The following is a 13,077-nucleotide window of genomic DNA, read 5'->3' on the forward strand; positions in this document are numbered from 1 at the left end:
AATGTAAATGATAGAAACCTGTGATCTTAATTTTTATAAGGCGCGTTTATATTTTCAACAGCAGGTTTGCCGGCCTGTTGTTCGCTAGCAACGAGCTTGGGCCAACAGTTTATCTGTTGGCTCTTTTTTTGCCTGCAGTTAAGGGCTCTAAGTACAAAGATGTTCTGCGATTAAACGATTTATAAGCGCCGATTTTTCCGCCTGGAGCCTTACCAATATCTATTCCAGCTTGCTTCAAAGCTGCCTTTAAATCACGCCGGAACTTATGATAATCCACTTGGGTAGAATGCCGCGCGCCACCCTCGAAAGGTAAATGCGGATTATTTATTTCATGCTCTATTGCAGCTGGCATATCTGCAGGCCTTTGATAGCGGCCTAAAATTTCCTGCACGGCCAGTTTCGCTTGATAATCGGCCAAGGGCCAAATACAGCCGAGAGGCTGAAATAGCCCGATGAAGTATAGATTTTGATAATCGGCGTGCATCATTTTTAAAAACAAAGGCACTTTTTCAGCATGTTCAAAATCGATAAAGCTTTTGGCAAAAAAAGGAAAGCTAATACGAAAACCAGTGCAAGCCACAAGAATATCGTAAATTCCACTTTTACCATCGCTGAAAGTGATAGTATTTTCGGCAATAGCGGCAATATCTGTACGTGGGTGAATACGGCCATGGCGAATAAAATCAAGCAAATCAGAATTCACCGTTGGGTGATGGCTGAGTAACAGTGAATTTGGCTCGGGTAAGTTGTATTGTGCCTTGTAATTACCTTGCATGAGCTTCACTAGTTTGGTGAGTACCCATTGCCGAATTCGGTTTGGTACCCAGAGCGGCATGCGGCTACCCAGCACATCCGAAGGTTTACCAAACATAAACTTAGGTAAGAACCATTGTGGGCTGCGCATACTCATATGCACCGTTTCGGCAATACGGGCCGATTCTACTGCTACATCACAGGCCGAGTTGCCAGCACCAATCACCAACACGCGTTGCCCGCGCCAACTATCATCTACGCCTTTAAAATCATGGGAGTGGAGATAACGGCCGGAAAATTCGCCCGGTAATTCTGGGTGCTTTGGATTCCAGTGGTGGCCATTAGCTACCATTAAGTGAGTGAAATGTTTGCTACGTTGGATGCCTTCATTATCGCGCCACGTAATTAAAAACTCACCACTGGTTTGGCGCTCAACTTGCTCTACTGTGGTTTGAAAGCGAATAGTAGGAAATACGCCAAAGTGTTTGGCGTAGTTTTCAAAGTAACTTTGTAGTTGCCGATGGTTTGGGTAATCGGGATACTCGGCCGGCATTGGAAAATCTTCGTATTCCGACCAAGCCTTAGAACTAATAATATGGGTATTCTCATATACACTGGAATGCCCAGTACGTGAATTGAAAACCCAATTGCCGCCCACTTGATTGTTCTTTTCGAACACCTCAACAGCGAGGCCCGCTTCCAGGCAATTTTTAGCTGCCGTTAAACCGCTCGGCCCCGCGCCTATCACCGCAACAGTTGCACGCATGCTTAAACCTTCTTCACAAACTCAGTTTTTAGTTTCATCGGGCCAATGCCATCGATTTTACAATCAATATCGTGATCCCCATCTACTAACCGAATATTTTTTACCTTAGTGCCCACTTTTACCACTAATGAAGAACCTTTTACTTTTAAATCTTTGATAACGGTTACCGTGTCACCATCTTGCAGTTCATTGCCGTTGGCATCACGTTTTATTGATGTGCTTTCAGCCTCATTTTCGGCTATTTGCGACCATTCATGCCCACATTCAGGACACACATACATCATGCCATCTTCATATGTGTACTCTGAACTACATTGTGGGCAGTTGGGTAAATTACTCATGGGTTAACACCTTTTAAACATCGATTTAGCCTATAATGCCTCAATCTAGTTCATCATGCCACGTGGTACCACCATGGATAATGCGAATACAACAACGTACATAAAAGGGTTTGCTTGGCTACTCGCTGGGCTTGTGGCCTTGGGGCCGTTGGCAATTGATGCGTATTTGCCGGCGATGCCTATTATGGCTACGGATTTGGAAACATCGCTGCATAACATTGAAATTACCTTGAGCGTTTTTTTAATCGGCTTTGCAGCGGGCCAATTAATTGGTGGGCCGCTATCCGATCACTTTGGTAGGCGCCTCACTATACTTGTTGGCTTGAGCCTATTTACCTTTGGTAGTGTATTTATTGCGCTTGGTTCTTCTATCGAACTGCTCTGGTTTGGCCGAGTTTTACAAGCGTTCGGTGGGGGCATGGGGGTAGTGAATACCATGGCGGTTGTACGCGATCGCTACTCGGGTAAAGATAGTGCGAAAATACTTTCGCAAATTGTAACCATAATGATGGCCGCACCATTGCTGGCGCCGTTTATCGGCGCGTTCTTTTTGATAATCAGTGATTGGCGGAGTATTTTTTGGTTCCTAGCTGCCTATGCCGTGCTATTGCTCTTTCTGCTGCGGCGTTATCTGCCTGAAACTCGTAAAGTATCCACCGCCCCGAAGCAATCAGCACTCAGGCGTTACCTTTCAGTGTTGCAGCATAAACGTGCTTTAGGTGTTTTATTTGCAGTAGCGTTTAGTAATGCGGGTATGTTCACCTTTATCACCACATCGCCCGGCGTTTATATGGGCCATTATGGTGTAAGTGAGAGCTTGTATCCTATCTTGTTTGCGGTAAATATCATTGCATTAAGCTTGTGTAACCAGATTAATATTCGAGTATTAAAGCATTTTGAACCAGAACAAGTTTTGCGCACTGGGCAAAAGTTACAGCTAGGTATTGGCGTAATGATGGTGCTTACCGTTACCGCTTTTAATTTGCCGATTTGGTTACTGGTGCCGCAGATCATGCTCTTTGTTGGTATGCAGGGTTTCGTCGTGGCGAATGGTATGTCGCGGGTAGCCGATTTCTTTCCGCATAACTCCGCTACGGCTTCGGCTCTAGTGAGCTCCAGTGGTTTCACCATGGGCGCATTAGTAGGTGGCGTAGCCGCACTAATGAGCGATGGCGATCCATTTACCATGGTTGCGGTTATGGCTTCATCACCGTTACTAGGGATAATACTTCGGGTTTTAATGCACCAAAGCGCCCGAGAATGAGGCAAAGAACGTGTTTTCTGGCACCAAACGCCTTATTTTTCATCCTCAATTGATGCATACTGAGGTACAGCCTCGCGCGCGTAATCTGTGAAAAGGCGAGTTGCTCAACACCATCGTGTTTAGCACGCATAAAACTAACATAGGGGAAATCGTGTGATTACCATGAAAAAAACAATTTTAGCATCGTTAATCGGTGCATCCTTAGCCATTACTGGGTGTTCTGAACCTGCACCAACACAAACTTCAGAAACGGCATCAATGAACGAGAGTAGTTCAACCAATGCTGAAGCATCAGTACAGAATCCATTTTTCCAAGCCAGTACTTTACAGTATCAAGCTCCTGATTTCCGTGTAATCAACGATGACCATTTCTTGCCTGCTTTTGAGCGTGGCATGGAAGAGCACATGGCGGAAATTGAAGAAATTGCCAACAATCCAGAAGCACCTACATTTGAAAATACAATTGTTGCCATGGAGCGTAGCGGTGAGTTGTTAACTCGTGTATCGCGTGTTTTCTATAACTTAACCGGTACAGATAGCAACGAGCAACGCCGAGCTATCCAATCTGAACTAGCGCCGAAAAGTGCCGCGCACTCAGACAACATCAACTTGAACGCTGAGTTATTTGAACGTGTTAAAAGCATTTATGATAACCGTGAAAATTTAGGTTTAAACAGTGAACAACAGCGTTTAGTGGAAGTTTATCATCAGCGCTTTGTGCGTGCGGGTGCGCTGTTAACAGAAAGCCAAAAAGAAGCTATTCGCGCTCTTAATGAAGAGCATTCAATGTTAACTACTCAGTTCGCGCAAAACTTGCTAGCGGAAACGCGCAATATTGCGGTTGTGGTTGATAATGTTGAAGAACTAGATGGTTTATCAAATGCTCAAATTCGCTCCGCAGCTGATGCCGCGGCAGCTCGGGGTATGGAAGGCCAATATTTAATTAGCATCACCAATACAACTCGGCAGCCGATTTTAACGTCGCTGAATAATCGTGAGCTTCGCCAGCGTGTTTGGGAGGCCTCTGCTAACCGTGCGCAATCAGGTGAATATGATAATACCGGTATTTCCGCCCGCTTGGCGCAAATTCGAGCTGAGCGCGCAGCTTTGCTTGGCTATGATAGCTGGGCAGATTACAACCTTGAACCGCAAATGGCTGAAAAACCAGAAGCTGTTTTCGAAATGCTTGGTAGCATGTTACCCACAGTAATTGCGAATACCAAACTTGAGCAGGAAGCGATTCAAGATATGATCGAAAAGCGCGGTGGTGATTTTGAGGTTAAGCCTTGGGATTGGGAGTACTACGCAGAATTTGTACGCCAAGAGCTTTATGATCTAGATGAAAGTGAAGTGCGCGAATATTTCGAATTTAATCGTGTTCTGCACGATGGCGCATTTTATTTAATGAACCGGTTCTATGGAATTACGTTTGAGCCACGCCCTGATTTACCAACCTATCACGAAGATGTGGAAGTGTATGAAGTGTTTGATGCCGATGGCACCAGCCTAGCGTTATTCTACGCAGATTACTTTGCCCGTGAAGGTAAGCGCGGTGGTGCCTGGATGAGCTCATTTGTTGGCCAATCACACTTGCTTGATACTAAGCCTGTGGTTGTTAACGTAATGAATATTCCAAAAGGCCCAGAAGGCGAACCAACGCTAGTGAGCTACGATCATGTAACTACCATCTTCCATGAGTTGGGCCATGGTATTCACGGTATGTTCTCGAACGTAACTTATCCTACTTTGGCAGGTACCTCAGTTTCTCGAGATTTCGTTGAGTTCCCATCAACTTTTGAAGAAGATTGGGCTGCCCATCCAGAAGTAATTGGCAACTATGCTAAGCATTATGAAACGGGAGAACCAATTCCAGCTGAGTTGTTGGAAAGAGTAATGCAATCACGTAGCTTTAATCAGGGCTTCGATACCCTTGAATATATCTCTGCTTCATTACTCGATATGGAATGGCACTCACTAACAGCGGATGATGAATTGCAAGATGTGAATGAATTTGAAGCTGCCGCTCTAGCTAAGTATGGTGTTGATTTAGAGGCTGTTCCACCACGTTATAAAACTACTTTCTTCTCCCACTCAATGGGCGGTGGATACTCAGCAAGCTATTACGCCTATATGTGGAGTGAAATTTTAGCTGCTGATGCCTTCGCTTATGTGCAAAGCCAAGGTGGTTTAACGCGGGAAAATGGTAATCATTACCGCCGTAATATTTTAGAAGTGGGTAACTCACGGCCAACGATGGATTCATACATTGAATTCCGTGGCCAAGAGCCAACTACCGATGCACTTCTAATTCGCCGGGGCTTAAAGCTTAACGTTGAGTAAGTAAATTTTGCAGCGTTAGAACTTAAAAACCCGATTCAGTAATGAATCGGGTTTTTTGTGTTTGGTTGAAGTTAGTTAGCGCCTGCTAGTTCCCAGTAGAGCGAGTAACTTTTATCAAACTGCCGTTTGCGCTGTCGGTTAATAAATATAATGCGCCCGTTTGTGGATGTACTCGAATGTCACGAATTCGCGCTTCAAGCTCACTAAACAACACTTCTTCGAGTTCTAGCGGTTTTTGTAGGCTTTCGCCACTCAGTTGCGCTTCGAACTCTGATAGCGAACCAACAGAATTTAAGCTTTCTCGTAAACGCAACCGCGCAACATGTTTGCCCGCAAGTGCGGGAACGAGCAAATCGCCACGCCATTCGTTAAACATATCACCGTAGTAAATGGCTAATCCAGAGGGGGCAATTGATGGTGTCCAACTGAATTCTGCTGCAGTGAGCCCGGGCAATTGTTTATAGGGGCTAATTAATGCACCGGTATAATCGAGCCCTTCAGTAATTAAAGGCCAGCCATAATTTGCACCACTACGTAAGCGATTTATTTCATCACCACCGCGCGGACCATGTTCACTGATAAACATACGCTGCTCTTCGGGATGCCAAGCAATACCCTGAACGTTTCTGTGTCCATAGGTGAAAATCGCCGATTCGGCAGCGCTATTTGCCAACATTGGGTTATCATTCGGGATGCTACCATCTTGCTCAAGCCGAACAACACTGCCAATGTGGTTTGAAACTCGCTGCGCATCCTCACGATAATCAAAGCCATCGCCGAGTGTGAGCAGTAGTGTGTTATCTGGCATAAATGCAATACGGCCGCCGTAATGAGCACTACCTCGCTTTTCCGGTTCGGCTCGGAAAATGAGTTGGCCATCTACCAAGTGCTCACCATCCCAGTTTAACCGTGCTAAGCAGGTGTTGTTTGCGTTTGCGGTGCCGCAAGCATAGCTTAAAAACACAAGGCCATTGCGCGTAAACTCGGGGCTCAGCGCTATTTCAAATAAACCAGCTTGGCCAGATACCCATAGATCATCCAAGGGCGGCGTAAATTGGCTAATTTCGGAACCATCACTGGCAAGATGGCGAATTGTGCCACCGCGCTCAGTAACCAACATTGTGTTGTCAGTGAGAAATGCCAAGCTCCAAGGAAAGGCTAGTTCAGCATTTAAGGTTTCATATACATAAGAAGAGTTAACCGGAGTTGATTGTTCAGGCTCTTCATTCGCATGAGCAAATATAGGCAAGCTGCTCGCGCAAAACATAGCAAGCATAATGCTCGAAATAGCCCACCGCTGATTTTTACATCGTTGGCTTTTTTGCTGCAAAAGCATTGAAGAGCAGGTACCAACGTGCGTTTCTCTTAGTGAGGAGCGGCTCATTCCGATGTACTCTCTGTTTTGTGGTTAGTAGCAGTGGCAGGTTTTTTCTCCGCTTTTGATTCCGCGGCCCGCTGTTGTGCCCGTATCTTTTTGATTAATCGGCGGCGAAAAATTCGGCTTAAAACGGCATACACAAAGCCTCCAGCTAAGCCGCTTAAAATCATAAAGAAAGTGCCCATATTTGTGCGCGTGGCCGCAATTAAGGTTGGCATGGGGGCGAAGTGGTCGGCTGCCAAAAAGGCAACCCATAAGCTAATTGCGCAGGCTGCAGCGCACCATGCTGTAAATTGCCTGCGTTGAATACGAACCACGATATGAGCAACGGGTAACGCAACGATGAACGCAACAGCAACTACGATCATAAAAAATGGCGCAAAGTTTAGTAAATCATGCCATGTTGCAGCCAAACGCTCTTGGTAAGCAAGGCTAGGGCCAATGCTGCTTATGCTGAGTATATTAAATTGGGTTTGAATCACCGAGCCGAGCACACCGGCAACAAATACTGCCGGAAGGAACGCTAATATATAACTAAGCCAATGTGATTTGTGCTTCATGCAACACAACCCTAATTGTTGTTGAGCGAACATTTTGTGTGGGTAGTTAACTTAACGAATTTACAATAAATTAGCCATAGCGGAAACAGCTTTCTTGTGGCTTTCAGCGTACATCTGTGCTTGCTCGATTTTTCAGAAGCAGATAGAGTGGCAGAATTACAGGTTAGACCAGAGGACAAGAAAAAAGATGAGTCAACCATATCCGCACATGTTAGAGCCGCTCGATTTAGGCTTTACCACACTGAAAAATCGCGTTTTGATGGGGTCGATGCACACCAACCTTGAAGAAGAGAAGGGTGGTTTTGCTAAATTAGCTGAATTTTATGCTGCCCGGGCCAGAGGTGGTGTAGGCCTGATAGTGACGGGCGGGATTAGCCCGAATTACAGAGGCAGATTAGCGCCTTTTGCAAGCCAGCTGACCAACCGATGGCAAGTAGCTAAGCACAAGCAAGTAACTTCTGCGGTGCATGCGGCGGGTGGCAAAATAGCGATGCAGATTCTACATGCAGGCCGCTATTCGTATCATCCGTTTAGTGCAGCACCGAGTGCGATCAAAGCGCCTATCACACCATTCAAGCCAAAAGCGCTCAGCGATAGCCAAATTTTGAAAACCATTCAACACTATGCGCGTGCAGCGAAGCTGGCAAAAGCTGCTGGTTATGATGGCGTGGAAGTGATGGGCTCAGAAGGTTATTTGATTAACCAGTTTATCTGTAAACGCACAAATAAACGCAAAGACCGATGGGGCGGTAGTTTCGAAAACCGCGCCCGTTTTCCATTAGAAATCATGAAAGCGGTTCGCGCGGCTGTGGGTGAAGATTTTATTGTTATTTATCGCCTTTCGATGTTGGACCTTGTGGAAGGCGGTAATACCCTGGAAGAGGTGATCGAGCTCGGTAAAGGTGTTGAGCAGGCTGGCGCAACGATTATTAATACGGGTATTGGTTGGCATGAAGCACGTGTGCCAACGATTGTTACTTCAGTTCCGCGTGGCGCGTTTCGTTGGATTACCGCTCGCTTAAAGCAAGAATTGAAGGTGCCGGTAGTTGCCACAAATCGCATTAATACACCGGAAATCGCCGAGGATATCCTCGCCAAAGGCGAAGCGGATATGGTATCGATGGCGCGGCCTTTCTTGGCTGATCCTGATTTTGTAAATAAGGCCGCTGCGAATAAAGCGGACCGCATCAATACCTGTATTGCCTGTAATCAAGCATGTTTAGATCATGTGTTTGAGAATAAGCGTGCGAGTTGCTTGGTGAACCCGCTGGCTGCTTTTGAAACCGAACTAGTGATGAAGCCCGTAGTTGCGAAGAAAAAAGTAGCGGTTGTTGGTGCTGGCCCCGCTGGGCTCTCAGCGGCGTGCTTTGCGGCTGAGCGCGGCCACGAAGTGCATTTATTTGATGCCGCAAAAGAAATTGGTGGTCAGTTTAACTTTGCCAAGCAAATACCGGGGAAAGAAGAGTTTCATGAAACGATTCGATATTTTGCTAATCGGCTCACAGATGCTGGCGTTGTGCAGCATCTAGAAAGCCCGCAAACAGCTGATAGCTTGAAAACTGCTGGCTTCGATGAAGTAATCTTGGCAACTGGAGTTAAACCTCGAGATGTAAACATTCCAGGTATCGAATCAGAAAAGGTGTTGGGTTATTTGGAAGTACTACGAGATCATAAGCCTGTGGGCGATCGCGTAGCGGTGATCGGTGCGGGTGGTATTGGCTTTGATGTTTCTGAATATTTAACAACGGCGCTATCGCCCACATTAAACAGTGATGAATGGCACGGAATTTGGGGTATTGATCAAAGTTATGAGAACCGTGGTGCGCTGATGCAGCCGTTGCCGGACCCTTCAACTCGTAAAGTGTATTTATTGCAGCGCAAAGAGAGCAAAGTAGGTGGTGGATTAGGCAAAACCTCAGGCTGGGTGCATCGCAATACGCTGAAAAATAAAGGTGTAACCATGCTTAATGGGGTTACCTATAAGCGCATAACTGATCAAGGCTTGGAAATTGAACGTAATGGAGCCACAGAAACACTCGAGGTGGATCATATTATAATTTGTGCAGGTCAGGTTCCGTTACGGAGTTTGCAAGAACCCTTGCAACAGGCTGGAATTAACGTGCACTTGATTGGTGGCGCGGATGTGGCGGCAGAGCTTGATGCTAAGCGCGCTATTCGCCAAGGTGCGGAGATCGCCGCAGAGCTCTAATGGTTCAATTGAACGAGCAATATTACAGTAGCGAAAGGAGATGCATAGATGGCAGATACGAAAGCAGCACCGAAAGTATTAGATGATGCTCGGGGACGTTTAGAAGATATTTATGAACGCCTTGATGCGTCGGATGATGCTCGGAATCGCTTGTCTCGGCCTCAGCAGCTAATCGAAGCATCAATACCGGTAAGAATGGATGATGGTTCGCTACAAATTTTCCCGGCGTGGCGCGTGCAGTACGATTTAACACGCGGCCCCGGAAAAGGTGGTATTCGTTTTCATCCTGATGTGAATGCAGATGAAGTAACAGCCTTAAGCTTTTGGATGGCGATAAAATGCGCTGTGGTTGATTTGCCTTATGGCGGCGCTAAAGGTGGCGTGTGTGTTGATCCGAAGAAACTTTCGCGGATGGAACTAGAGCGCTTATCTCGCGGCTATATTCGAGCTATGTTCGATGTAATTGGACCTGATTTAGACATTCCAGCGCCAGATGTGAACACGAATGAAACAATAATGGGCTGGATGGCTGATGAATATTCAAATATAGCGCGAGCGCAAACACCTGCGGTGATCACAGGCAAGCCCTTAGGTTTAGGTGGCTCAGTTGGCCGAGTTGCAGCTACTGGGGAAGGCGCTCTGGAAGTATTGCGGATTTGGATAGAGCAACAGGATAAAAAACCAGAAGATTTATGTGTTGCTGTGCAAGGCTTCGGCAATGCGGGCTATTACTTTGCCAAGGCTGCACTAGAGCTCGGTTTTCGAATCGTAGCGGTATCTGATTCAAAAGGTGCTGTTTATTCGAAGAAAGGCTTAGATGTTGAAGCGATTTGGAAGCACAAAAATGAAACGCGTGAATTAAAAGGTATCATTTACTCAGAATCCTCGGTGGGCGATGAGGAGGGTGTAGAAAAACTCAGCAACGATGAGTTACTAAGCCTTGATGTTGATGTGCTAGCCCTTGCTGCACTAGAAAATGTTATTACCGAGGATAATGCCGATGATGTGCAAGCGGGCATGATTCTAGAGTTAGCTAATGGCCCAGTAACAAGTAAGGCCGACAAAGCCTTAAATAAACGCAATATTCCTGTGCTACCTGATGTGTTAGTGAACACCGGCGGTGTGATTGTGAGCTATTTCGAATGGATTCAAAATCGTACTGGTGATTATTGGACGGCAGATATGGTTCAAGAGCGGATGAATAAGCGTATTGGAGATGAGGCCGAGGCCTGTTTCAAACTTGCCAAAGAAGAAAATATCGATTTGCGCACCGCCGCTTACATGCAAGGTATACGCCGAATCACCAAAGCAATGGATGACAGAGGGAACCAAGGCTACTTCAACGGTGATTGCTAGCCTCCGGAGGCGGAGGTCACAGGTTCGACTCCTGTCGGGCGCGCCAACATAAGAAAACCACCTTCGCGGTGGTTTTTTTATGTTTTTTTGGTCGAAAAGTAATACTACCACATATCCGTAGCTGACCTCCCTTCGACCTATCCTGTAAACATCCCTCGAAATTAAGCCAATATTTTTTTAATCTTAATAGGTCTCTCATCGTAATAAATCCTTGAGCTTATCCATCTGCAGTTGATAAACCTCTGGGCTCTCTTTTTTAAACTTCGCCAAATTCATCAACTTCCATTTTACTGATGGAAATTGATGATAATCATAAACAGACCAGTCCGGCTCTAATTGATCAAAACTGAGCAGAAATTGCTTATCTGCCTCGTTCAAACTCCGACGTATCGTTTCTATCAGCTTGTTTCGTGTTGCTTCAAAATCAGCATAAGTAAATACAACATTACTCATGCCTTCAAACTGGTTTTCAAAAGCAGCCCTTTGGTCAAGTAAGTTGGGGGCAAGCATTTCATTTGTCGGTCGATTGCTACTAATCAGTGCGAATATAAAGCCCCGTTTGATTTCATCAGTAAACCCTATGTTTTCCAACAATAGTTTCGTATCAAAAAGGTCACGCGGGTGCTGTCGATCCAACGCTTCACAGATTTTCCCACCGTAAAGCTGACCCAATGGCACCACTGGCATCGCACAGAACACGTTGTATTGCTCTTGTGCTGCTGAACAAAGTGGCAGCTTTTTTGCAGGACCAATTAAGCCGCGCCCAACCATATTCACTTCAATTTTTATTTGAACGCCATATTCACTCATTTGAAGCTTGCACACATTCGGCTTGTGCTGAATCCTAATCGTTGCTCGCAACTTATCGACACGATCTTCTATTCGCAGTAGCGCAGCATTGATTGCTGCGAGTGCTTCCGCGCGCACTTCTAACCCAACATATGTTAAGTCAATATCTACAGAAAGCCTTGGCATGTTCTGCAAGAATAAATTGATAGCGGTACCGCCATGCATTGCAAAGCAATCTTCTTTCGCGATTTCCGGCAACACATCGAGTAGCAGCTTTACCTGTCTTTTATAAGCTTCGTTCATTCCATTGACTCCAGTCCCTTTGGAACAGTGATTTGATATTTCGGGATGTAAACACCGTTGGCTACTATCGCACGCTTACCCGAGCCTAGGTTTACTCTGTTTAAATCAAGGTATTTCATCCAGTCGTGATTTGCTTTCTTGGCGAGATAAAGAAATAAGCGCTTCACTTTTATTGAGCTGCAGGCTTCTAATAACATTTGTACAGATGCGGGTCGCAAGTTATTTAGGCCCTCCATAAGCTCATAAGCTTCCAGTAACGATTGTGATTTGGGTGCAAGATACAGACATTCCATGATGGCTCTCGCTGGCTCTGATACTTTAACCATAAATTGTTTGTGCGGTATTTCGATTAAACCGATTTCCGCCGGCAGAAAGCTAGAAAGAGTGCACTTGACGTTAACCCTCCAGTCTTGTTTTTTAAACCACAGAGGCACATGCTCGCCATGAGCGCCAAATATCTGCACATGCTTTGGGGAGAGCTCTAAATAATGCGCCTTCCCTTGCAATTCTAAGGCAGTTTTTCCGCCAGGGTGTAACGATAAACCAAGCTGTGTTTGTATGGCGTACACCCCACCGAGATAATCCACCTGGTCGCTATAACGTATTAATGCACCCGCGCCGATGCTCTCAAACCACTGGCTTTTTTTATAGCGTTGCTGCAAATCCAGGCTGTACCCATTATCAACAAGCCAAGATGAACAGAGCACGACGCCTGATGGTTGGGAGCTCAACAGTCGGTTTAATTTTGATGGTATATCCGTACTCATGATACTAGCCTGTTAATAATTTGAAACTACAGGTTAGTTTATATTTTCAACCATGTCATTACTAATGGTGCTAATTTTCATAAAATTTCAAACCCAAAAACCTACCGAGGATTTAAGGAAATTGTCACCCTACTAAATATTTCCTGTTCCTTCTGGCCTAAAATCAAGTTAGAAAGGTGGAATTTTTTCCACATTAAAACTCAGATTTTTCCGGAGATTCAGAATTTTTTGTCGCGAGGCAGAGGTCAAAA

10 protein-coding genes are annotated in these 13,077 nt (G+C 45.5%); 4 read left to right on the forward strand and 6 right to left on the reverse strand.

The annotated features are described in order from the left end of the window. Nucleotides 1-109: 109 nt before the first annotated feature. Nucleotides 110-1,519, reverse strand: coding sequence for a flavin-containing monooxygenase (locus CWE08_RS08415; protein WP_126767492.1), 1,410 nt, complete (start codon nucleotides 1,517-1,519; stop codon nucleotides 110-112). A gap of 2 nt (nucleotides 1,520-1,521) precedes the next feature. Beyond that, on the reverse strand, nucleotides 1,522-1,860 hold the full coding sequence (locus CWE08_RS08420; RefSeq protein WP_126767494.1) for a zinc ribbon domain-containing protein YjdM: 339 nt from the start codon (nucleotides 1,858-1,860) through the stop codon (nucleotides 1,522-1,524). Between the two features lie 73 nt (nucleotides 1,861-1,933). Between CWE08_RS08420 and CWE08_RS08425 the strand changes: the two genes are divergently transcribed. Both CWE08_RS08425 and CWE08_RS08430 read left to right on the forward strand, forming a co-directional pair. Beyond that, nucleotides 1,934-3,124: a multidrug effflux MFS transporter gene (locus tag CWE08_RS08425; RefSeq protein ID WP_157981244.1), complete on the forward strand. Its 1,191-nt coding sequence runs from the start codon at nucleotides 1,934-1,936 to the stop codon at nucleotides 3,122-3,124. Between the two features lie 162 nt (nucleotides 3,125-3,286). Continuing rightward, nucleotides 3,287-5,464 (forward strand): M3 family metallopeptidase, encoded by a 2,178-nt coding sequence (locus CWE08_RS08430; protein ID WP_126767497.1) that lies wholly within the window; start codon nucleotides 3,287-3,289, stop codon nucleotides 5,462-5,464. A gap of 85 nt (nucleotides 5,465-5,549) precedes the next feature. Here the strand turns inward: CWE08_RS08430 and CWE08_RS08435 are convergent, their stop codons facing one another. Together CWE08_RS08435 and CWE08_RS08440 are read right to left on the reverse strand one after the other, a co-directional pair. Continuing rightward, entirely contained in the window at nucleotides 5,550-6,848 is a 1,299-nt protein-coding gene (locus CWE08_RS08435; protein WP_241973866.1) for a PQQ-dependent sugar dehydrogenase, read from the reverse strand. After that, a complete protein-coding gene (locus CWE08_RS08440; protein ID WP_126767498.1) occupies nucleotides 6,845-7,402 on the reverse strand; it encodes a hypothetical protein in 558 nt (185 codons plus the stop codon). The genes CWE08_RS08435 and CWE08_RS08440 overlap by 4 nt, the downstream gene beginning before the upstream one ends. A 187-nt stretch (nucleotides 7,403-7,589) precedes the next feature. Here CWE08_RS08440 and CWE08_RS08445 point away from each other — a divergent pair, with 187 nt between their 5' ends. After that, nucleotides 7,590-9,611 (forward strand): NADPH-dependent 2,4-dienoyl-CoA reductase, encoded by a 2,022-nt coding sequence (locus CWE08_RS08445; protein WP_126767500.1) that lies wholly within the window; start codon nucleotides 7,590-7,592, stop codon nucleotides 9,609-9,611. Nucleotides 9,612-9,659: 48 nt separating this feature from the next. After that, the gene (locus CWE08_RS08450; protein WP_126767501.1) at nucleotides 9,660-10,967 is read left to right on the forward strand and encodes a Glu/Leu/Phe/Val family dehydrogenase; all 1,308 of its coding nucleotides are present in this window, start codon (nucleotides 9,660-9,662) and stop codon (nucleotides 10,965-10,967) included. A 195-nt stretch (nucleotides 10,968-11,162) separates the two neighbouring features. Here CWE08_RS08450 and CWE08_RS08455 read toward each other — a convergent pair whose 3' ends face one another. Then, a complete protein-coding gene (locus CWE08_RS08455; RefSeq protein ID WP_126767503.1) occupies nucleotides 11,163-12,059 on the reverse strand; it encodes a nucleotidyl transferase AbiEii/AbiGii toxin family protein in 897 nt (298 codons plus the stop codon). Next, the gene (locus CWE08_RS08460; RefSeq protein ID WP_126767504.1) at nucleotides 12,056-12,826 is read right to left on the reverse strand and encodes a type IV toxin-antitoxin system AbiEi family antitoxin; all 771 of its coding nucleotides are present in this window, start codon (nucleotides 12,824-12,826) and stop codon (nucleotides 12,056-12,058) included. Before CWE08_RS08460 ends, CWE08_RS08455 begins: the two co-directional genes overlap by 4 nt. Nucleotides 12,827-13,077 lie beyond the last annotated feature (251 nt).

Source organism: Aliidiomarina iranensis, assembly GCF_003987135.1.
Lineage (GTDB): Bacteria > Pseudomonadota > Gammaproteobacteria > Enterobacterales > Alteromonadaceae > Aliidiomarina > Aliidiomarina iranensis.

Bases quoted from the DNA above. Each gene is read 5' to 3' on its own strand.
- CWE08_RS08430 (WP_126767497.1), top strand. From the start codon at position 3,287: ATGAAAAAAACAATTTTAGCATCGTTAATCGGTGCATCCTTAGCCATT.
- CWE08_RS08440 (WP_126767498.1), bottom strand. From the start codon at position 7,402: ATGAAGCACAAATCACATTGGCTTAGTTATATATTAGCGTTCCTTCCG.
- CWE08_RS08455 (WP_126767503.1), bottom strand. From the start codon at position 12,059: ATGAACGAAGCTTATAAAAGACAGGTAAAGCTGCTACTCGATGTGTTG.
- CWE08_RS08415 (WP_126767492.1), bottom strand. From the start codon at position 1,519: ATGCGTGCAACTGTTGCGGTGATAGGCGCGGGGCCGAGCGGTTTAACG.
- CWE08_RS08445 (WP_126767500.1), top strand. From the start codon at position 7,590: ATGAGTCAACCATATCCGCACATGTTAGAGCCGCTCGATTTAGGCTTT.
- CWE08_RS08435 (WP_241973866.1), bottom strand. From the start codon at position 6,848: ATGAGCCGCTCCTCACTAAGAGAAACGCACGTTGGTACCTGCTCTTCA.
- CWE08_RS08460 (WP_126767504.1), bottom strand. From the start codon at position 12,826: ATGAGTACGGATATACCATCAAAATTAAACCGACTGTTGAGCTCCCAA.
- CWE08_RS08425 (WP_157981244.1), top strand. From the start codon at position 1,934: ATGGATAATGCGAATACAACAACGTACATAAAAGGGTTTGCTTGGCTA.
- CWE08_RS08420 (WP_126767494.1), bottom strand. From the start codon at position 1,860: ATGAGTAATTTACCCAACTGCCCACAATGTAGTTCAGAGTACACATAT.
- CWE08_RS08450 (WP_126767501.1), top strand. From the start codon at position 9,660: ATGGCAGATACGAAAGCAGCACCGAAAGTATTAGATGATGCTCGGGGA.